This window comes from Vibrio sp. 947 (genome assembly GCF_033339115.1).
Taxonomy (GTDB): Bacteria; Pseudomonadota; Gammaproteobacteria; order Enterobacterales; family Vibrionaceae; genus Vibrio; species Vibrio alginolyticus.
Genome location: NZ_JAWOTX010000032.1, coordinates 1 through 21,258, shown reverse-complemented (window position 1 = coordinate 21,258; position 21,258 = coordinate 1). Strand labels below are relative to the sequence as shown.

General features: G+C 42.8%; 26 protein-coding genes. 1 reads left to right on the top strand and 25 read right to left on the bottom strand.

Annotated features, from left to right (window positions below):
- Positions 1 to 45: 45 nt before the first annotated feature.
- The 25 genes from R7Q39_RS25845 to R7Q39_RS25725 all read right to left on the bottom strand — a co-directional run bounded on the left by R7Q39_RS25845 (position 46) and on the right by R7Q39_RS25725 (position 20,760).
- Positions 46 to 648 (bottom strand): hypothetical protein, encoded by a 603-nt coding sequence (locus R7Q39_RS25845; RefSeq protein ID WP_225478140.1) that lies wholly within the window; start codon positions 646 to 648, stop codon positions 46 to 48.
- A 92-nt stretch (positions 649 to 740) separates the two neighbouring features.
- Positions 741 to 1,460 (bottom strand): hypothetical protein, encoded by a 720-nt coding sequence (locus R7Q39_RS25840; protein ID WP_225478139.1) that lies wholly within the window; start codon positions 1,458 to 1,460, stop codon positions 741 to 743.
- A gap of 87 nt (positions 1,461 to 1,547) precedes the next feature.
- A complete protein-coding gene (locus tag R7Q39_RS25835; RefSeq protein ID WP_053409898.1) occupies positions 1,548 to 1,856 on the bottom strand; it encodes a hypothetical protein in 309 nt (102 codons plus the stop codon).
- 90 nt (positions 1,857 to 1,946) lie between these two features.
- The gene (locus R7Q39_RS25830) at positions 1,947 to 2,225 is read right to left on the bottom strand and encodes a hypothetical protein (protein WP_053409897.1); all 279 of its coding nucleotides are present in this window, start codon (positions 2,223 to 2,225) and stop codon (positions 1,947 to 1,949) included.
- A 521-nt stretch (positions 2,226 to 2,746) separates the two neighbouring features.
- On the bottom strand, positions 2,747 to 3,250 hold the full coding sequence (locus R7Q39_RS25825) for a hypothetical protein (protein WP_225478138.1): 504 nt from the start codon (positions 3,248 to 3,250) through the stop codon (positions 2,747 to 2,749).
- Positions 3,243 to 3,524 (bottom strand): hypothetical protein, encoded by a 282-nt coding sequence (locus tag R7Q39_RS25820; protein ID WP_053409895.1) that lies wholly within the window; start codon positions 3,522 to 3,524, stop codon positions 3,243 to 3,245. Before R7Q39_RS25820 ends, R7Q39_RS25825 begins: the two co-directional genes overlap by 8 nt.
- Before the next feature lie 76 nt (positions 3,525 to 3,600).
- Entirely contained in the window at positions 3,601 to 3,924 is a 324-nt protein-coding gene (locus R7Q39_RS25815; protein ID WP_225478137.1) for a hypothetical protein, read from the bottom strand.
- 77 nt (positions 3,925 to 4,001) lie between these two features.
- Entirely contained in the window at positions 4,002 to 4,496 is a 495-nt protein-coding gene (locus R7Q39_RS25810) for a hypothetical protein (RefSeq protein ID WP_225478136.1), read from the bottom strand.
- Between the two features lie 61 nt (positions 4,497 to 4,557).
- Entirely contained in the window at positions 4,558 to 5,286 is a 729-nt protein-coding gene (locus R7Q39_RS25805; RefSeq protein ID WP_225478135.1) for a hypothetical protein, read from the bottom strand.
- A gap of 94 nt (positions 5,287 to 5,380) precedes the next feature.
- Positions 5,381 to 5,611: a hypothetical protein gene (locus R7Q39_RS25800; protein WP_225478134.1), complete on the bottom strand. Its 231-nt coding sequence runs from the start codon at positions 5,609 to 5,611 to the stop codon at positions 5,381 to 5,383.
- A gap of 10 nt (positions 5,612 to 5,621) precedes the next feature.
- Positions 5,622 to 6,431: an oligoribonuclease gene (gene orn / locus R7Q39_RS25795; RefSeq protein ID WP_225478133.1), complete on the bottom strand. Its 810-nt coding sequence runs from the start codon at positions 6,429 to 6,431 to the stop codon at positions 5,622 to 5,624.
- A gap of 693 nt (positions 6,432 to 7,124) precedes the next feature.
- A complete protein-coding gene (locus R7Q39_RS25790) occupies positions 7,125 to 7,466 on the bottom strand; it encodes a hypothetical protein (protein WP_169600741.1) in 342 nt (113 codons plus the stop codon).
- Between the two features lie 69 nt (positions 7,467 to 7,535).
- Entirely contained in the window at positions 7,536 to 7,715 is a 180-nt protein-coding gene (locus R7Q39_RS25785) for a hypothetical protein (protein WP_053409889.1), read from the bottom strand.
- A gap of 90 nt (positions 7,716 to 7,805) precedes the next feature.
- Positions 7,806 to 8,969, bottom strand: a complete 1,164-nt coding sequence (locus R7Q39_RS25780) for a toprim domain-containing protein (protein WP_053409888.1) — start codon at positions 8,967 to 8,969, stop codon at positions 7,806 to 7,808.
- Between the two features lie 113 nt (positions 8,970 to 9,082).
- On the bottom strand, positions 9,083 to 9,346 hold the full coding sequence (locus R7Q39_RS25775; protein WP_225478132.1) for a hypothetical protein: 264 nt from the start codon (positions 9,344 to 9,346) through the stop codon (positions 9,083 to 9,085).
- 116 nt (positions 9,347 to 9,462) lie between these two features.
- Positions 9,463 to 11,640, bottom strand: a complete 2,178-nt coding sequence (locus tag R7Q39_RS25770) for a VWA domain-containing protein (protein WP_225478131.1) — start codon at positions 11,638 to 11,640, stop codon at positions 9,463 to 9,465.
- Between the two features lie 95 nt (positions 11,641 to 11,735).
- Positions 11,736 to 13,187 carry a DUF3150 domain-containing protein gene (locus R7Q39_RS25765; RefSeq protein WP_225478130.1) on the bottom strand — a complete coding sequence of 484 codons (1,452 nt, stop codon included), beginning with the start codon at positions 13,185 to 13,187 and terminating at the stop codon, positions 11,736 to 11,738.
- 460 nt (positions 13,188 to 13,647) lie between these two features.
- Positions 13,648 to 14,823 (bottom strand): AAA family ATPase, encoded by a 1,176-nt coding sequence (locus R7Q39_RS25760; RefSeq protein WP_079324386.1) that lies wholly within the window; start codon positions 14,821 to 14,823, stop codon positions 13,648 to 13,650.
- 113 nt (positions 14,824 to 14,936) lie between these two features.
- Positions 14,937 to 15,704 (bottom strand): hypothetical protein, encoded by a 768-nt coding sequence (locus R7Q39_RS25755; RefSeq protein ID WP_053409883.1) that lies wholly within the window; start codon positions 15,702 to 15,704, stop codon positions 14,937 to 14,939.
- 118 nt (positions 15,705 to 15,822) lie between these two features.
- Complete coding sequence (locus R7Q39_RS25750) at positions 15,823 to 16,071, bottom strand: hypothetical protein (RefSeq protein ID WP_053409882.1); 249 nt, start codon at positions 16,069 to 16,071, stop codon at positions 15,823 to 15,825.
- Positions 16,072 to 16,080: 9 nt separating this feature from the next.
- Positions 16,081 to 16,266, bottom strand: a complete 186-nt coding sequence (locus R7Q39_RS25745; protein ID WP_225478129.1) for a hypothetical protein — start codon at positions 16,264 to 16,266, stop codon at positions 16,081 to 16,083.
- A 129-nt stretch (positions 16,267 to 16,395) separates the two neighbouring features.
- Positions 16,396 to 17,010 (bottom strand): hypothetical protein, encoded by a 615-nt coding sequence (locus R7Q39_RS25740; protein WP_225478128.1) that lies wholly within the window; start codon positions 17,008 to 17,010, stop codon positions 16,396 to 16,398.
- Positions 17,011 to 17,569: 559 nt separating this feature from the next.
- A complete protein-coding gene (locus R7Q39_RS25735; RefSeq protein ID WP_318077058.1) occupies positions 17,570 to 17,779 on the bottom strand; it encodes a hypothetical protein in 210 nt (69 codons plus the stop codon).
- A 354-nt stretch (positions 17,780 to 18,133) separates the two neighbouring features.
- Positions 18,134 to 18,475, bottom strand: coding sequence for a putative quorum-sensing-regulated virulence factor (locus R7Q39_RS25730; protein WP_053409879.1), 342 nt, complete (start codon positions 18,473 to 18,475; stop codon positions 18,134 to 18,136).
- A 422-nt stretch (positions 18,476 to 18,897) separates the two neighbouring features.
- On the bottom strand, positions 18,898 to 20,760 hold the full coding sequence (locus R7Q39_RS25725) for an ATP-dependent helicase (RefSeq protein ID WP_225478127.1): 1,863 nt from the start codon (positions 20,758 to 20,760) through the stop codon (positions 18,898 to 18,900).
- Between the two features lie 293 nt (positions 20,761 to 21,053).
- Here R7Q39_RS25725 and R7Q39_RS25720 point away from each other — a divergent pair.
- On the top strand, positions 21,054 to 21,258 hold a 205-nt coding region (locus R7Q39_RS25720; protein WP_318077057.1), incomplete at its 3' end, for a hypothetical protein.

Genomic DNA, 21,258 nt, shown 5'->3' with positions numbered 1-21,258 from the left:
CCATGAGGGTATTGTGTAACCCTCTAGGTTGGTTTGTAGTTTAAATTAGCTGATCGCTGCGTTTAGTTCTTCATCCAGTTCGGCATCTAAGTCGCGCTCGGAAACCAGCTTGAATGATTTATCAATCTGAGGATTATATTCCACAGTGAAATTCTCGCTGTCTTCCATAAGAGCATTAAACATAGATGGTTCGATGGTCTTGAGCATAGTGGCATTACCACCAGTGCAGCGCTCAAATTGGATGACCTTACACTCTGAACTATGCTTATAACCAAATAAGGCAAGTACTTCCTTACTCAGCGGCGCGTCCAATGAGCTAGTGGTTGATAGAACTTTATAACGATGTACGTGACGTTTATTGTCGTAGACATTTACTATGAAGCGGCTTTCTAGCTCAGGCCAGAATGTGTTACCTACATTATTGAAATGAGGTAAGTAACCAGTGAAATATTGCTTGAACAACTCTCTCACTTTCTTCTGTAACATCTTCGACGGAATCATAGCGTCGTTTGTAAACAGGCATGTTCGGTGCTTAAACTCAAACGTATAATCCGAATGAAATATAAGCTTTACGCCAGATCCATCAATGTAATCATGGATTTCTTTTACAAACTTATCAGCATTTAAAACGATTAATTCAATAGACATTGGTGTGTTCTCCACAGGTTTGGTTGGTTATGAGAGAAAACACCACACCCAAAGGTGATGTTTACCCTCGGGTGGTCAAATATTTAAAAAGATTAGTATGAGAACATTCTACGCTGTTTGATACCAGGGACATTCATCAGATAGTCATCGAATAACTTCTGAATATTTTCTGGAAACTCGCGTTCATCTTCTTTCAAACTTTTCTTTAAGGCTTCTTTACGCAGAACGGCTTGGCGGTCTTTTAACTTAGCGAGAGTTGCAGTTAACTGCTCTTCTTGCTCTTTAAGAAACTTCCACTCTTGACAATCAGACTCAATGAGAAGATTTTCTGCAGATTTAGCCGCATTATTCTCAAAAGATCGATGTACTTGCTGTTCTTCTTCACGGTTCAGCTCTTGGATGTTTCTTTCCATTATTCCGGTAAGAGCGTCCTTGGCAGCTTGAAGAAAATTCACTTTGTTAAACTCAGTAGTAACAGTATCACGTATAAGTTGCTGTCCTTTTTCATTTCGACGGCGGCTTATATGAAGCGAATACGCGAAGTTAATATCGATGCTTAGGCCACGTCGAGAATCGATGTTGACGCCATAAGACACCTCAGTCCCTTCGACTTTGTTGTGAGAATAACGGTGAGTGGTAAAGAAGTTTTTTGGTAATTGATCTTCCGTGATTTTAACCGCCACTGATTTAGTCAGTGTGTAGCTAGAATCTTCATGCTCAGCTGTCTCGAAAACCTCAAAAAGAGAATCATCAAGAGTATTCAGTGAGAAGTGGTTAGTCTCAAATTTACCAATAGTTTTATTTACGATCATGTGTATGTCCTCCACAGACTTTATTGAGTTGGTGGACATAGCTTCCCTACCGGGAAGTATGCCCGGATTGGGATTGTTGCGATGAAATTAACGGATAGCGATACATTCGCCTGCTTTGATAAAACCACGGTATGAAGCCCATTTGTGAACTTCTGCTGAGATTTTTTGGCGATTGTTGTTTGTGCGTGAATGAATCTTGGTATCAAGAATAATCACATCACCGGTATCCAGATAAACAGTACAGTCCACTGAGTAGAAAATACCGCGTACACCGCTACGAGATAACTTTCCTAGTTCTTTCCATTGAGGTGCGTTTTTAGAAACGGTTCTCTGTGGCTTAACAGGTTGTTGAGCTTTTGGAGAAAAGAATTTAGGTAAGATAGATGATAGTTGCATGGTTGTGTCCTCCGAAGACAGGGAGCACAACCCCATAAGGTTGATGCAACCCTATGGTTTAGTTGGTTTGGTTTAATGAATAATCGAATCTTAAGCCGAAGCATTAAGACACGCCTTATGACCGTTCTCAGCATTCCAAATTGGATTACTGGGTTCAATCTTCAATTCTTTATCCAGTTCGACACACACTATTTCAGCATGAGTACAGTAAGGAAGGTAAGGCAAGCTTTCACGATCGAGAGAAATACAATATTCACGATTAACGTCAAATGCAGCTTTGATTGAAGTTTCGACCTTAGCAGCTCCCAGAAAACGATTTCCATAATAGAAAAAGGCAACCGGGGTGTTAGGTTGAGTATTGATAGTCATAGTGTTTCCTCCACAGAATCACCGAGAAGGAAAGACAATTATTCAGTCCATCAAGGAATGAAATAATGCATTCCCTAATGGTAATGGTTTTTGGTTTATAGCCTATCTGGTCGTGGTTAACGAGCAAACAGTTTAGTTGTTCAATACGAGATCGAACGTAATACAGAACTTTTTTGAGTAGTGTTCTGGGCTACTATGAACAACCTAAGTTAAAGCAGAAAAGTATCTGTCAAAACGTCGGTTGTTGACCCAAAATTCAGTACATCACTCAGCAATCCAAGACAGGATGTGAGAGGAAGCAAAAGCTTCGATATGTAAAGAGTTTAGGGGTTTGGTAATTCTTAAATAAAGCAATTGTAAAACGAACAGTACCCTATTCACTTTAGAATGGCTTTACCGGTTAGACACAAGCCATGAGTGCTAATGCACTCATAGTTTGTGTTGCCAGTAAAAGTATCTTACTACGATAACTGGTCGAGGTCGATCATAAATTAACGCTTGTTTTTGAACACGAAGTCAGGTCAAAAGTCAGGCGCCCAGGTCAATTCTGAAAACATCTCTTCCGAGAAGATTTCCAGCTTATCGAAGTCCCAAGCAGCTTTCCCAAATAACCCACTTACGGTTTCAAATACAATTGCCATTTTGTCTGGATTTGTCGGTGACTCGTAGAGGCGAAACGAAAGGAGTTTATCTTCCCCGGTTGCACAGCTCGAACCAATTAACTTCCAGTATTTATAATGGCCATCATGCGGCTTTTCAGTAAACACAACACGAGAATAGAAATCCCTACCCTCTAATCCAACATGCTGTTTAAGCATGCTAGATAAGCTGTAAAGGTCACAGTGGATACTCCAATTGAAGTCATCCAGCTGCTTGTTTAATTGCTCACTATGTGTTTTACAGGTACTTGATGCCCACTGCCATTTGAGTGCAGCAATGAACGTTGGCTTAAGCCAACCTCCACGGCAAACGCGACTTTTGGTAGTGACAAGACTTGATTTGGCGATCGGAACTAAATTAAGCACTTTCAGTTACTCCCGCATCAAAACCAAGAACGTCTTTGCGTATAAGACTGTTTACTGTGGTTCGCGTTGATTCAAAGCCATCACTTATTCTCACAGCTAGTCCCTGACGCTCAAAATGCTCAGTAGCAAGTTTTTCAGCCACAGATTTTGAATCAGCGATCGCATAACGATGCACTGTGTCAGTAAAACCTTGACCGCAATTTACGTGAACAGTGTCTTCGAAAATTACAGTGACTAGAAAGATTGATAGGCCTGATTTAAGTTGATATTTCATCTGTTGTTCCTCCGAACATAAATTTCAGAGGGACTAATTACCCAGAGGGCATTAGTTACCCTCTGGGTTAGTTGGTTTATTTAAGTTTTTCAATACGTCGAATGACTTGAGATTGAGTGTTTTTACCACTCCACTCTAAGTTTCGCTCAGCGGTGACAGCGTTACGAATGGTTTGCTTTAATGGTTTACCGTCGCGCTCTTTGTGTTCTCTACAATGGAGAGCTTCAACACCCAGCAAATACCGAATGTCATTTAGAGCGATAAGATAATTTTCCTTTAGATTGGCATTTTTGATGATCTTTTTGCCTACGACAAATGTAGTCAGGCTTGGGATCGTTGCCGTTAGGATATGACCACCAGCTTTTATCAGTTCGACTAAAACTTGTGTTTCAATGTCCATCGTTGTTCCTCCACAGAAAAAAGCGGAACAACACCCAGCGGTGTGTCCCGCATGGGTTGGTTTATTGGTTTATTAACTCAGAGAACTTCCCAGTGAAATATTTCCTCTTCACCGGTTGGCTCGCCTTCACTTACATATAACTCTAATTCCATAGTGCCTTTGGTTTCAGACACTTCATTAAAGCCATAAGAAACGATATGGGGAATGAAGCTATGTTCCATTTCTGGTTTAGCAATTCCACAGTCAGCGAGTGCCTGCCCTTCTACTTCATCGTCGCATACAACGCCAGGAGCGCTGCAGTAATCAACGATGTCATTAGCAGCTTGCAATTTGAAACGTCCTTTTTTGCCATAAGGGTCTGTTACTTCAATAAGGAAGTGACCTGTTAGGCATTCGAATTTCTCTTCGTCATTGCTGATCGGTACCAATGTAGAACCTGCTGTTTGATAACAGGTGCCATCCTCTTGTTTCCAAGATTTTGCATGTTGGTCATAAGTGAGAATTTCAGGGGTTTCCGCTAGCTCTAGGCTGTTTTTATCGGAGTTAATGGTTGGGTAGTAATAGAACTTCATGTTGATGCCTTTAAGTAGCGAGAGCTCCCCCAATGAGGTCGCCCTCAATGGGTAGGATGGATTACGCTAATGCCTTACGTGCCAATGTGTACTCTTTTGACTTTACGCGGTATGCGTTGCGCTGATTGCGAAAGTCAGAGATCACTTTTTGGCGGCACGCAAATGGCACAGCAACCATCGAGTAACGCACTAACTTGGTCCAACTACTTAGTTTCGTTGAATCTCCGAAATAGAACGGCCAAATATACTCAAATGAGTGACCTTGCGTAAGGTATCCATGCAACATGTCAAAAACTGTCCCTATAAGCTCATACCCCTCATTCTTGGTCAAACCAAGGTGGCGTTGTATGGCTTTGTTTGCAGGAACAGCAAGGACAATTAGTAGGACAGCAAATGGCAAAGTAGGCAGATCACGGATTAGACGTTTAAGAAAGGTTGAAGCTTTTTTTAGCGGTCGAACTGTTAGCCGATCGTATTCCTTTCTATAACGAGCATGCAGATCATAACTATCCAATACACTTTCGTCTTTTGGTAAAAGAGAAAGCAAGTATCTACGTTTTAACTTTCTGTCACGTTCGGAGCTCGTATTGATGAAATCCATAAATACTCCAGCTACCCGATAATCACGAATCAATCTAACAACCTTTACCCCAGCAATTGCTCGGTTAATACCGACTAACTCCAAGGCAAGGTTTACGTCGCGGGTCTTCACATAAAAGGTAACCGCTAGGTATAGGTAAGTCGTAATACGTTTGACTAAGTTAAACAGTTTTGATGGTAGTGTTTTCATTGTGTCATTCCTCCACAGAATGGTTGAAGTGACACAACTTCCCCAGTAAGGGAATGTTGTGTCCCTTATGGGTGGTTTATTAATGGTGGTTTTGTTAGCCGGCGGCTTTTTCCAGTACATCAGCCAAGTTAAAGTCGTTGCCGTTGTATGAATCAGTCACATGACCTTCCGTACTTACGTCAACAAACTCAGTCCAGGTAATCCCGGATTTGCGGCGATAATGGATACTGACAGATTTACCAGCGTATTTTCCTCTGAGTGAAGCCATTAGCTCTTGGCCATTGGCACATTCAGTGTCATTTCCATAGTCAGCGATCTTGAACATAAAGCTTTCCTTAACCTTGAGTAACATCATTGGCAAGGCCAACTTGTCTATCGTGCAAATTCAATAAGTCCCTTTTTAAGTTTTGGATAGCAGGATCATTCAGATACTCAGGAGCATCAAAATCAAATCGCTGCAATGCGCGAGTCATATCCTCGGCCAAAAACAAAATGGAACCTAAAACATCAGTGCTACCTGACTTAGAAACTACAGCGTCCTTATTGAAGAGTCGGTCTTTATAGACTTTCGCTTCCATGATGGACTCTCGTAGGTCTTCCATAGCCAGGTGTTGATATTTCTTCTGAACGGATGCTTCAATATCTGGGCGCCACTCTCTAACGAAGAGTGCGATGGCAGATACATCAGCTTGTCGATAGTGAAAGTACTCGTGAAGAGCCGGCATTTGACAGCACAGGTAATTGCGATCCAATTTAATTGAATTGCCTGCCATGACTGTCCCGCGCTTTTCCTTCCTGTTATAAGGTTCAGCGTTATGCTTCTTAAGATGATCAAGTGCCATCTGTTCCGCTTCGGCCAGTGTTATTGTCGATTGACGAACTTCATCCAACAAACCGGTTTTAGTATGTTGGTCGATGCTCCACTGATCCATTGACTGTAGAACTTCTTCTGGGTGGTGGATAACAACTCTGAAACCATCGCCATCGATGATATTCAGATCAGCATCCGTTAGGTGAATTGCAATTTCGAGTATTGGATAAACCTGCATACCGAGTTCGCCATTCTTTAACTTACCATCCAGACCACCTGTTTCTATATCTGCCCAAGCAAAAATAATTGAACGGATAATTTGTGCATTATTCATGTTCGACTCCTTCTGATTCTACTTTTGCTTTTGAACGTTTAACCATTTCTGTCAATGCTCTAAAAAAGCACACGAAACAGATAAAAAGACCAAAAGCGGGTAAAAAGCCGTTGTCCGAGTAGACGTCAAAGATTTTCGACCAGCAAAACCAGATAAGGGCGATCAGTAGAACTAATGCAATGATTGGTTGTTTTCGTATTAATTTATACATGTGTTCCTCCGAGAACATAAGGGATAGACCACATGCGCCAATGGCGTTTGTGGCCAGTTGGCTTTATTACTAGGTTTCTATCTGAGTGTGGTTGGCAAACAGACAGTTTGAGGGTGTCATAACGTTACGTTGTGACCTATTTGAAAGCGATTTTAGAGTAGTGCTTATCTTCTACTTGATGCTGCCCGGTCAGTTTCAAAGAGTTTTTGAATCTTACTGGCTAGCGAACCTAAGAACTAATCATCATCCAGGCATCCAAGAAGGAAGTGGAAGGCAGCAAAGCTACGATATGAAAAAGTTTATAGGGTATGGTTTTTCTTTCAGCGCGCATGACACGCGGTGGAGTCATATGATGACACATTCGGCAGTACTGAATTCAATACTCTCGAATAAGCCACCAGCAGGACGCTACTGCGTCCTACATAAATGGTGGTGCCAAACCCTTAATCCAATAAGGAAAAAGGGTCAGGACGAAGCCACGGTTAGTCGTAGCTAATTTCATAGAAGCTCTCAGGGTCTGCAGGAACCTCAGTGATGAAATGCCCCATTCGATTCACTCTGTGGTAACCGTCAGAGATGAGAAGAACTGTATCGTAGTCTTCTTCATCATCTTCATCGCAGTCAACATCATCGCTTTCTATAAGGGTCCAAACACAGTTAGGGTCAGCTGCCTGAACTTTCGATAAATCCGAGCCATGTAGACCAAACACATAACAAACATCGTCAACTTGCACGAAGCCGTCACCGGTTGGGTTTGCTACTGGTTTGAATTTTTCGAACCATTCTTCAAATGTCATTTCAATTGGAGCGCGTTGTACAGTCATATCTTGATTCCTTGTCTTTGCTTTAGTTGGTTTTCTATGTTGATGAACAACAGTGAGTGTTATTTGTTGTTAAATAACAGCCTCCCGAGCCAGTGCCATTGAATCTGCATAACCGCTTTCCCATACTGCTCTTTGGTTACTTAAAACCGGGTATGGATTAGCATTACGTCCTTTCTTATCTGCATGAGCCTGTTGGCCAGCAGAGTAGATATTGAAGTAGTAATCTGAAACATGTTTTGAAGCTTGCATTGTGTATTTCCTCATAACAAGGAAACACTTATCCCGCAGGGGAAAGTGTTCCCCTGTGGGTAAAGGCGATGACAGAGCATCGCAGTTAATTTAAAACGCGTTGATACCTACGCTTTGACTCAGTTCGATAGGAAAACCTACCGCACCTTCTTCTACGTATACGTCCAGCCAGTCCACAGAAGTTTTACCTTCTGGGATTTCATAGTCAGGTACGAATACTTCAACCAAATAGCCCTCTTCTCTCAATCTTTCAGCCAATTCTTGAACTGTCGTTTGACCATCACCAGAACGATCGTTATCACCCCAAAGAGTAATAAGAGTACGGTGCTTGGGAACTCCCTGAACAACTACGCCACTGGCAAGTTTCAGTAATGAGCTCGAGTAGTGAGGACGCATTGGAATGCCGGTTGCTTCACGAATTGCCAAAGCAGTTTCCATCCCTTCACAGTAGCCGATGATAGCCAAATCAAGGCCGTCTTCTGCTTCGTAAACGATTGGATCATCCATAGCAATGTAACCACCTCGAATATCCCACGGTGGAGACATAAGAAGCTTGGTTTTCTTTTCCGGTGCCTTTTTGCCATTCGAAAGAAAAGTACGATGCAAAGAACAGTTCTTTCCATCTTTATCTCTGAATGTACCAAGCATTGCGGAGTACCAAGGATTACGGTTATCACCTTCTTCGCGGAACGAAGTTGGGTAACGTAATCGGTTGTGATAGCGAATAGTGTTAGGCAATTTTGAAAAATCACCTTTTAAACCACGGCTACGTAGATATGCATGTAGCTCTGGAGCTTGTGCTGCGGGAATAGAAGTTTGCGCCACGCCACGAACTCTGTTCATGCGTTTTAGCTTTTCTTCTTCATCACAGTACTGCTCACGAGCTTGCTGCATTTGTTGTTGTTTCCATCGGATTTGTTCATCAGACACAGTGGAAATATCGCCACCTAAAATGCTGACGATCGTATCCATTGCTTCTGACTTACTGCATCCTTCAATCCAGCTAACCACCTCAATACCATCAGGCATAGCGCCATCTTTATTGTGGTATGCGCCCCCAGTTTGAACCCAATCTTTAAAGAATCGGAACTGTGTTGAGGATTTTTTAGCATTTGGTGAAACTGGACATGGAACTTGTTGCGGCGCCTTCTTGATAGCAGTGGATAGTTGAGGGAAAGCCCCAAATACTACGTCCCACTTACCATCCGCGATTGCGCGAACTTTTTCTATTTTTGATTGGCGTTGTGCGTACATTGGTTGCCTCCGAATAATCGTACAATTGAATTCCCGTAGGGACTCCAAAACTCCTGTTACCGGAAGTTTTGGTAGTCCCCACGGCAACAGTTGATATGAAAAAAGTAAGTGGCTTACGCCACTACTTCTTCACGTTGATTACTCGGTGCAACAGCTGATTTCTCAAGCTTCATTACGCCCTTAATCTTGAATGCCGAACTAGACATTTCAACAATCGTTACACGATCCATACCGTCTTCGAATTGACTTAAGAACTTGGCAAAGCCAGGACCCGAAATCATTCTTCCAGTTAAGAATTGTTCACGACCGTCAATGACAGTAGTTGCAGCTTTCATATACACGCCGTATTTAAATGTCTCAATGATAGTCACTTGCATAATAATTCCTCCACAGAATTTTTGGTTGTAGAGGATTGACACACACTGATCCCCAAAGGGGTCAGGTATGTCGCCCCTCTGGGTTTGGTTGTTTTTGCGGTGACCTTGGTTGAGGTCTATCCGCGGTAGTATGTTCTTAGGTAGGCGAATAATGAATTTGCTAATTCATTCGCACTATTAATCGCAAAGTAAGGTCGATGTTCGAAGCCGGCCAGTTGACCTGTTCCGATACCGATACCAATAACGGTGATTCCCATAACATCACATTCTCGCAAAGCAGCTTGTACCGTAGCACCGCTGGTTTGTCCGTCTGTAATTAGGAAAAGCACCTTTTTAGGTTCTTTGCGTAAACCTAAACGAGCAGTTGCACCTTGAAGCGCTTCGGCAGTCGGTGTGCCGTGGTCGGCATGGACGTTGAAGCTTCTTTGGGCAACAGAGTTCATTCGCTCAGTAAATGACTTAGCAATGTGAACATATCCATCTTGACGAACTGCGTCGTAAAATGGGTAGTAAAGCACTTCACACTCAGCGCCTTTGATGAACTCAATAGCTTGACCGATTGCGAAAGCTGCTACATTGGCCATCTCCATGTTTGGGCCTTGCATTGAACCGCTTCTATCAATCAAGATTGAAAAAGCAGTATTAGGCGACTTAGAGATAGTTTCTGTTTTGAAAACGCGGTTGTTACCTGCAGAAACACCCCAAAGAGTGCCAGCACAGATTTCAGTACCTGAGTTTTCATAGCTACGCTTTACACGGTTGCGATCATTTAGAATGCTGTTAAGCACCAATTTTACTCGCTGTGATTGCTGTCTAGCCTGTGACATCCATAATGGAATGCCTGCGGCATCTGGTGACTTATCGCATCGGTAGGCCATAGTAGGCGCCGAATACTGGTTACCATATTCCTCTTGGAATTCTTCCAAGTTTTCTTCGGCCTTATCTTCCATCATGCGGCGAATACCATCATGCATGTCTTCCAATAGGTCGTCGTCGTCGGCATTGATAGCTTTCTCAATTTCTTGAGAGCTTACCTGATTTGAGAAGCTGTCAGTTTCTGACTGACTTTCAGAATCATCGCCGTCTGCATCATCATTTGAATCAGTGCTTGATTGACCAGATTGTTCATCATTGCCTTGGTCATCAGAGTCAGATTTTGAATCACCAGATTGGTTATCATCACCTTCGTCGTCAGACTCTGCATCTGAACCACCTTTCTGTTCATCATCACCTTCGTCATCAGAATCAGACTTTGAATCACCAGATTGGCTATCGTCACCTTCATCGTCAGATTCAGCGTCAGAACCACCATTCTGTTCATCATCACCTTCGTCATCAGAGTCAGACTTTGAATCGCCAGATTGGTTATCGTCACCTTCTTCATCATCAGATTCAGTTTCAGATTTACCAGATTGGTTATCATCACCTTTATCATCAGATTCAGAATCTTGGTCACCAGACTGATCACCTTCACCCTTATCATCTGAACTTTCTGAGTTATCAGAGTCATCAGACTCGGACTGTTCTTCATCATTTTCAGAGTTAGAACCAGAGTCACCAGATTTATCATCTTGGTTTTCATCTTGATCCTGTTCTTCTTCCTGTTGCTGTTGGTCTTCAAACTCTTCCTGCAAAACCTTTAGTACATCTTCCGCACGACGACGAGCATCAGCAGTTGAATGGTCATTGGCAGAATCAGTAAGAATGGCTTCTAACTTAGGAAACGCATTTGGTAATGCGCGACTTAGGTAAAAAGCAGCATCTTGAGAGAAGTCTTTGAGTGGGTATTGGTCGAGGTGCTTGTAGCGGCCAGTGTACAAGATGTACTTCTGAACCAATCGTACAAGGTCATCCTCATGAGATGGTGCACTAAATAAACCGCGTTTAATCGCAATCTGAACCAGCTTTAACAAGTTAGTTTTAGAGCCAGGGTACTCATGCCCGACAAGTTTCTCGATTCGAACATCTTCAAAGATATTCGTAAGGCGTCTGACCATCTTATTGTTGATGCTGTACCACTCTGAAAAATCAGTGTGCTTACAGTGACCATTTTCATGATCAATCATGCCCTCAAGCATGTCTAAGTACTCAGGGTCTTCCATATTACCTAGCGGCAAAGTGGTCGTATTTCCCGAAGTACAAGCTTTGGTACCTTGAATTTTTACACCAACGCTGCGGCCAGTATTCATCGTTTGAAGCAAAGTAAACTTACGTATAAGTGCCTGTTTACGACGCATTACTAACGCAGGGTTTTCAGGTTTAGCGATTGCAGTATCTGCAGTATTAATTGACATAGGATATTCCTCCACTGTGGTTTGGTTTTTGGTCAACCCACAGGGAGAAATACAACCCAAAGGGAAGTATAACTCCCCTCGTGGGTTAGGTTTTTTTAAAAGAAGAAACCAGATGTAGTCACGTTTTGTGGCTCAGCTACTGGAATCTCAGGTGTAACAGTTTCAAATGTATCAAGTGCATCAAGGTCTACTGTAATACCATCTTCTGCAACAACCACATCGTCAAACGAAGCATCAGCTTGTTCTACTTGAAGCGGTTCTTCCATAGCGACAGGTACTTCAACCATTGGCGCCGGCATTTCTACAGGTGCTTGGTCAACAGTAGGTTGCTGTTCGACAACTGGCTGTTCTGCAACAACAGGTTGTGTATCTACAACTGGTTGTTTTTCAACAACTGGCTGAGATTGAACTGCCTGTGGTTTTTCAACAACAGGTGTTTCAACAACTGGAGCTTGAGCTTTAGCAGCTTTATTACGACGAACTATTTCTAGCTGACGCAGTAATTCCGCTTCAACATCATCGATGCCGGTATCAACTTGAGGCGCGTTATCTGCAGCCGTTGTTGATTGCTCTTCTTCCTCTTCCTCACTTTCAACTTCGGCTACCTTAGCTGCAATCTGGTTAATACCCGATGCATGTAGCTTAAGCTTGTGTGAGTCAGTCATCATCATGACGTGAGCCATAAGATTACTGAAATGCGATCCTCTGATTTTGCCTGTATTCGGTAGAGCCTTATCCAGCAAATCGTCAAACATATCGACAACGCCTTCAAATACCGGGTCAAGCATGTACAGAGAGAACACTTTGTCACGTAGGCGACGCAGTGGACGTTTAATATCTTGAGTACATTCTTCTTTACGTGAACCTTTCGCTTTACCATCTTTGATTGTTAAAGAGTCTTTAAGGAGTGCTTGCGCTTCCTTAGCGATGTCTTCGAACAACTGTGCTGCAGCTTCACCGACAATATCTGCCAGATCTTCTTCAACGCGTGGTGTGAAACGAACAGGTTTGTAAATGCGCAGACGGAAACGAGCGCGAACTTCCTCAACAGTCATGTACCCATCACGAATGACAGATTCCAATCCCGGATGTGACTGACACCAATCTGTGATCAGTTGTTCATACTTGCTACAGAAGTTATCAACTTCTTGCTCATACTCTTCAACCAATGGTTCAGCTTCTTTTAGCAGCTCGATAAGAGCAGAGTCAGATAGTAAATGGTTACCCATAAATCTAACGCCAAACTTATTGAACAAGCGGCCAAATCGAGAAGCGAACTTATTACAGAAACTAAGGTGTGTTCTTGTATCCAGAAGTGACTTACGACCCGGTGAAACTAGATCGTCAGGTAGTTCAACAGATTTACCGCCTGAATCAAGCGCTGTTACTTTACCTTCACTAAATGTCTTCTTACCGCTCCAGTTACGCATTTCGTAACCGATAATCACACACCCCTCTTTGAGTTGTTTGTGGTTATCCAACAGCTCTTGAGTAGCAGCCGTTGCATGATCGATAACAGACGAGTTAGTAGTAGTTGATAGTGACATGGTTATTCCTCCACAGAATATTGGTTTGGTTTGGTTTGGTTATTCAAATCAACCCAGGGAATACCAGTCACAGATCAACCCCTATGGGGAGATTGTAAAAAGCATCCCCATAGGATTAATTTTTAGGTTTGTTACACAAAAGCTCGAGTCAAAGAGTTAAAGGTTTTTTGCCCCATTGAGACATAACCTTTCCCTTCTTTTTCAGTGATCTTCTTGCGAACATAAAATTCACCTTCAATGTTTGACCCATTAAAGTCAGTGACTAAAGGCTTGAAGTAATAAACAAGTTGGGAACCGCCCGGCTCAGTGAACCAGGTATGGACACCGCGTTGATCTTGGCCAATTGCCCAAGTCTTTTGCTTGCCATCCGGTCGGATTGCTCCATAGCATTCAAATTTGACGCTAGAAACATCCTGTTCAGGGGAAGAACAATAGTCCTTCTCCTGATCAGTTCCCTTACTTACTTTCCCGATGCATTAGCCTCGTTCCAACCATCAGGGTGGTCGAAAGACTCTCCGAAGATACGATGAACAATTGCATAAACTGCAGGTTCATCCGCTTCATCAAGGCTGTTACCGAATACAAAGTCGAAAGACTCTCTCAACGGAACATTTTTAACACCAAAGATTGTCATGTAATCTGCCCATGCCACTAGAACACGAGTAGAGAATGCACAAGACAGACGTTCATCTGGCAGAGCCAGTTTCTTAAGTGCTTCCGGTGTGGTCGCTTTGGCTTCCAGCTGAGGTGCACGAAGTGCAAGTCTCATTTGGCCAGCCAACTTAATCATCTTGTGTCGAGTGCCTTTGCTGATGTCAGGGTAACTTGCAGACAAGATACTATCTTCCACAGCAGCTGATGGATAATCACATTCAACGAAAGCAAAACGACGACGGAAAGCTTCATCAAGACGTTGAGAGGTATGGTATCTACCTGTCATGTCACCACCACCATTCGTATTCGCGGTTGCGCAAAAACGGAAGTTTTTATGTGGGGTAATGATTTCGCCTGTATCGTCTAATTGCCAAGGTTTGTATTCAGCAGGAGTGTGAAGCTTACTCAGGAAATCACCTGAACCTTTATCACATTCATCCATAATCTGACACCAACCATATTTCATAGCGCTTGCCACACTACCGTAACGGTAAGGTGTTTTGCCATTAAACAAGATGTAAGAGCCTTGAGCCTTTTCAGGTCGCATACTCTCATTCACCGCGGTTAAAGACACTGGCCAGTTCATACGGTCAGCAAACCATAAAAGCATTTCAGTTTTACCAGTACCTGTTTCACCAAACATGAAAAGCGATAGCTTACGTGTTGGAGCACACCACCAAGCAAGGATTGCTCGAAGTACATCACGTTGAGGGATGTAAGTCGGATTCGAATCGATGCATTTTGGATGACGGTGTTTAGGGCGTTGGATCTTGAACATGCCTTTCGGAATGTGTGGTGCAAATACTTCGCCGGCATCAACCAGTTCCAATTCGCTCCAGCGAGGGTCACTGTAAACAATGTCCTCAATCATTGGGTTTTTAAGCTCCAATAACTTAACCAATTGCTCATTAGACATTTGGCTAGCTGTTTCACGGTTGATAACTTGAGTTGGTTGAGCAGTAATAGTTGCAGTATTAGTCATTTTAAAATTCCTCCACAGGATTTAGAAACCCGCAGAGGACAAACACAACTATCCCGTAGGGGAAGTTATGCCGTCCCCTTTGGGCATGGTTGGTTTGGTTTTTGGTTGTTTAATTAAACGTCGAACTCAGAATCTTCTGGATTCTGAATAAAGTACATTTTTGGTTTGATACGGTTGATAACGCCTGCCATGTCCATACCGATTTTACTGGTTAGTTCACGTAGTTCGTCACAGTGCATCAATGTTGCTACCTTTGCCCACTTAGCTTTGCTGGTTTTGCATTTGCGAAACTCAGACAAGAACCAGTCGGCTAATTGGTCTTTAAAACGACGCGAATTACATTCACGCGGTGAAAGGCCAATTTCATTTACTTCATCTACAACTTTGTGGTCCAGCTTCACAAGCATGTTAATTACTTTGCGAGTCTGGGCGGCACTGTCGTAGTTTTGAAGCGCTTCAAGAACACCATCACGAATATCGTCAGGTTGGTAACCAATCGCAGCACACAAATCCTTAAAGGATTCGCTTTCTTGCCACGATACGATTTCCTCACGAGTCGCTGAGCCAGGTTTAGTTTGACGTAGCTGTTTAAGGTGTTCGTGTAACATCCCATCCCATAGTTCAAGCAATGTGTTTTCATCCCAATCAAGTAACAGTTCATCAGTTGCAGGATCGTACTCAGGGCAAAGCAAAAGCATGTGATCAGGCATAGACTGTGACGCATTGGCATGGCGCATTGTGATACCGTCTTTGTCTTCAACCATAGCTCGAGGTGCAGTGACGCGTTTCTTAGGCGCGGTGCTCTTCTTCGCTTTAGGTTTAACTTGACGTGGTTTAGGTTGAGAAGCAGTTTCGATAGAACCAAAGATGTCGTATTGCATGTGTAATTCCTCCACAGAATTTTGGTTCTGCTTAAACGAGGAATACACTTCTGCTTTGGCAGGAGTTATTCCTGCTTAGGCAGATTGGTTTAATTAAAGATTGGTTTAGTTACTAAATTTACTCGAGGCCAAGTTCTTGCATACATTCCCCTTCGATAGCGCATAGACTTTTGCCTAATTGCTCTTCTCTGAGTTCTGTAAATTCTCGGCCTTGTTTTGTTTTCTCTTCTGTCATGACAAACCGTTGCCGGCTATCAAGAGAAAAGTAGATATGCATCCGTTTAGGAGCATTCTTATCCCCTACCGTTCGGTGCCGCTCGATTCGACCTTTGCAGGACGACGCAAGTTGAAACATCAAACTAGCCATGACATCACCTTAACAAGCAGCAAAGTAAATTTCGTTTGCGCGAGTTACTGCACGATCGGCCATATGTATAAGGCGTTCACATGTAGAAGCATCACGAGCAAAACGAGCTTTCTTACGTAGACGCGTCGAACGACGTTTCAGGTAAGCTGCTGTTTGTTTAGGATCGGTTGAGTTACAAGAGTTGTTAGTAGACATGGTGACCTCCACAGTCGGTTTAAAAAGGGAGATCACTGCCCCATTAGGGAGTAGTAAATCTCCCAAATGGGTTTTTAAGTTGGTTAGGTTTAGGTTTTAATTTCAATGGCAATGACAAACAGTCAGTTATTACTGTTGGCGGCTACCATAAAAATCTTCTTCGTCCCAATCTCCACCTTGTTGTGGTGGAATTTGGTCATCAGTGTACTGCGGTGCATGTTGCGGTGCAGGGCTCTGAGGGGCGCTGTAATGCTGTTGCTGCTGCGGTGCACGTTGAGGTGCGTGCTGCTGCGGTGCATGTTGCTGAGGTTGACGATCATAATGACCTTGGCCACCAGCTTGTTGAGGTGCTTGTTGAGGTTGAGATGAATAATTCAAACCAGCCTCTTTAGCTAACTCTCTAAGTGCTTTAGGAATATGAGACACTATAGATTCAACTTGAATCTCAGTAATCACATGACCCTCTTCACCTACATTGCGCTGAACGAGAAAACCATTTACAGAGATTTCATCACCAGAAAAAAGACCGCCATTGCGTTCAAGTTTCTGAATTTGATAATCGTTAAGTTTTAAATTCATCCAAACTTTACGCTCATTGAATCCGGGTCCATCTTTTTTGCGCCATGAAGTAGTTTGACAAACAGACACAACGCCAAAGCGAGGTCCATTATTACCACCAAGTATCTTCAAGTCACGACCACATGTACCACCAAATCCAACAGTGTTTTCGTTTGTTTTAATCATTTTGTTGCTCCACAGATTTGTTTATAAACAAGCTAAAACGCTTGCTATTGAACGTGTAAGCGGAGCATATAGTATCTTACCCAAAAAGGTAAAGGACAAAGCTCCACCCGTTCGGGAAGTAAAATCTATCAACAAGTGGTTAGCTTGAAGACAGGTTGAAGACCATTTATATAGCTGGTCAATGACTAGTAAACATCTCTTTTTAGAGTAGTGAGATTAGCTACTTGGGGTGTGACTTATGCTATTACAGGTAATAGTGTCAGTTAGGAAAAGTATCCAATTAGACAAGTCACGATAGCACTTAGATCATCAACATTCCCGATCCCAAAATATGGGGAGGAAAGGCCAAAAGGCAAATGAATCAACTAAGGTGCAGGTAAAAATTCGGTGGCTAGTCAGGTCTTACAGTTGCTGCCTAACGCCTAAACTGTCGGTGTGTGACCAACAGCTTGATTGAATTGGTTTTATTAATGAACTGCTGGGGAGAGTAACCTCCCCCAAGCAGCTTGCCAGGCTTGTTATAAAGATAACGAACTAGGACGAACTGAAACCCTGCGACCTATATAGAAATTGCAACAACCGCGCACTTTACTGGCTGCTCTGTGTATCGAGCCCAGCGGTGCAAATGACTTTTTCTAGCCATAGAATTTATAGTGGTTGATGGTCTTTTCTTTCGGAAGCTCACTACGTTATCGCGGTAATGCAATGAAACGTTTGATTCAGTATCGAGTGTGCTGTTTAGAGTTTCAGGTGTGGTTTCAGTCGTCATGGAATGCCTCTCTTTGTATTCAGATCTACCCTCAAACGCTCTCGCGTAAAAACGCTTGAGGTGGTAGACCTGAAAGAGAAACCTAGCAAGTGTAAGCCAAAGCCAATGCCCAAAGGCGTTAACTTCAACTTACATCTAGCTAGATATGCTCCATAACGGTTATGACAAAATCACTAAGTGAAAATGTGCATAACACTATAAGGTACGACCCTTACAGTACGAGCTTTACTATGACAACAAAAGAATGACGTCAGTAATAGCTTCGATAATGTCTAAAAGTAACATGGTATTTTCCTTTAATTGAATAAAACAAAACCACGTCACCTAAAAGGCAATGTGGTTACCTACTAGGTGTTAGACGAACGTATAGTCAGAACGACGAGCGGCAAGAATCACACGAGCAAGTTGCACGTATTTGTGATCTTCATGAACCATCCAAGTTAAATACTCAGTTGGAACTTGTGCCCATGTCTTACCCTCATGCTTACCAAATCTCACAGTTAGTTTTTCTAAGTTGTGAACACGTTCAGCATCAGAGTGGGTATGAACTAGGAAGCCACCAATTTCTGGTACAATAATCGCTTCTTCTTCTAGTTTCTTTTTGTGTTCAATAATCTTGTTTTCGATAGCAGAACCACCGGTGTAAAGCAAAGCAATTACACAAACACCAAGAACGAACAATCCTAAAAACGCCATAATATTTCCTCCGAAAATTTTAAATGAATAAAATTTGCACAAAGGAATACTATGAGTTTTTCCCGTAAGGAGAGTCATAGTCTCCTTATGAGAACAAATTTTGTTAATGACTACAGAGAAGCTGGCAAGCTAATCGGCAGTATATTTAGTTACTTATGCGAACATAAGATTTATGTATTTATCACGATTGAAAGTTATCAAACGAGCTTACTTTGGATTCAGTTGTGAGTAAAAAACACAGCTCTTCTTGAAACAATCCAACAAAGTCTCTCAAAAGAGAGGAAAGTTGTGGGAAAGGGCTAATGCCAAAGAAGAAATTTACCTTGTAATAGTAACCCACGTTGAAAGCGTAAGCACCTATAAATACCCTTACCAGCGGCGATTAAATACGACTTTGTAGACCCACTTAATCGCCACGGATTTTATGCTGCCTCTTCCTGTTCTTCATCTTTTCGTTGTTTGGCCAATAACTGTAGTTTTTCCTCAGCTAAGGCCAATTCTTCGGGGAATCCTTCTGCTAAGAATTGAGATGGCTCTTTCTTCTTCGCCGTTCCCGATGAATCAGGATCGCTGTTAAAAGATAGATAAAGTTCGTCAACTGCTCGAGTCATTCCAACATAGAACAGCCTACGCTCTTCCGGGACACCGCCCGTTGATTCTTCCTCAAGCGAGTTGTTAGATGGACATACACCTTGATTTGATCCACAAATCCAAACCTGCTCCCACTGCAATCCTTTCGATGAATGAAGGCTGGACAGTGTAACAACTCCACGTTCTGTATCTTCATCCCCACCCTTTTGGCTTGGTGCTAAGTTCTTTGAAAGCAATTCAACCCGGTCGACAAAACCACCTTCCACTTTAAGGTTGATTAGGATGTCTCCTACCAGTTCAATAAGCCTAGCTTCTCGACTTTTCCCACCGCGATGCATCTTAAGAAAATCGACTATCGCTTTAACCCGCACATTCAAATCAGACTTGGTAATTGTATCACTCCCCCAGTCTTTCCAATGGAGGTGTAATTGCTCAGAGCTCTGGCGCCAATCCAACCAAGCTGGTGGCATAAAGTCACCAAAGGAAGTACGTTTTTGAGCTAACGCTTGAGTCACCATTTGAATCGCTTCTTCATCTTCCCCCAACCAACCAAGGATCTCACCAATGAAGCGAGTGTCTTTCGGACGTACTAAACTCCATAGCAACTTGAGGACAATATTCGCAACATTATCATCCCAAAGCTTCTTACCGCCTAAACGACGATATGGAATATCGTGCATTTTTAGGTAACCTTCGGCTTCATCCAATATACGGTTGGTACGGCCAAGGACAGCCCATTGGCGATTGTCCGATGTAATGGCTTGTACCATGCCCTGAAATTCATCCGCAGCCGTTAAGTATCCTTTGAGTTTAACTATGCCGCCCTCTTCCCTACCGGACACCATATCTTTGTATACCCGGTCCTCGTTGTACTCGATAACTCTTTTCGCGGCTGCGAGTATTTCTGGCCGACAGCGAAAGCACATTTTCAAAACGTAACCAACCGCATTAAAGTCACCCTGAAAGTTGACCATATTCTGGTAACCTGCAGCCCCGCGCCACGAGTAGATAGATTGGTCGTCATCGCCTACCACCACTATTTTTGCACCCATTTCTCCATGTATCTGGATCCAGGCATACTGCATGTCACTCGTATCCTGAAATTCATCAACGAGGATATGGGTTGCATCCCACGGCGGCAACGTGCCGTTTTGCACACCCAGGTATGCTGAGCGCGCTATCAGGTTAAAGTCTTGGCAATTGTTTTTCTTAAGTAGGTCCGAATATGCTAAATAAATTAACCATCCCGGATTGCTCCCCTTCCCACCTATTGGTTCAGGCTTAAGCATCCGTCCATAGGTATCAATGGCATTCATTGCTTCTTCAATATCCATTGACAGGCCAGCGTGACGCATTGCTCTTTCAAGGAAGTTATATTGCTCACCACCCACTAAGGTTCTCTTAGTATTTCGGCCACCATTTCTTAGCTGTTGCCCAAATACAGAGTCAAACGTTGCAGCTTTAGCGCGATATTTACCACTACCTTGAATCTTCTGAGCAAGACGCTCATTAAGTTCCTCTGCAGCAGCTTTGGTGAATGTAATGAGTAGCAATTTGTATGACGGGTCTTTATTTACCAGATTATCCGCTAAGGCCACCATTGTATGGCTTTTACCACTACCAGGCAGTGCACAACACATAGTATGGCCGTCACTATCAGCCACCAGTTGTTGGTCTTCTGTTAATCCTGACACTATTACCTCACATGTACTTCTAAATGTTTGGCTTATGATAAACAAGATTGAATTATCTTACGAGTTCAATGAATAGCGTTTTCATCTGGCTTGGCAACAACGTACAGAATTGATTTAAATTTACCCCAAAAACTGAAATTACTTGTTGATGTGCAACCGTAGTTACGTATCATTCGTCGGTTGAATATTTCCAGTGCCCCTTAATTTTCTTCACCGAGCAGTATTGCACGATCTGCAATAGGCTATAGCATTTAAATATCAACGACATAAAACACACGTTAAAGGATTTACCAATGAAGAAACTATTTGTACCTGCAATGGCTGCACTAACTTTGGCTCTTTCTGGTTGTGCGAGTAACAAAGCTATCGACCCAACACCTTTGCAATTAAACACGTCAGACTCAGTAGCAATGCAAACTCTGAAATCTGGTTACGATTATGTTCCGTTTGATATTAAGGACGCAGTAGTAGCGAAAGATGTTTATGATAACAAAGTAG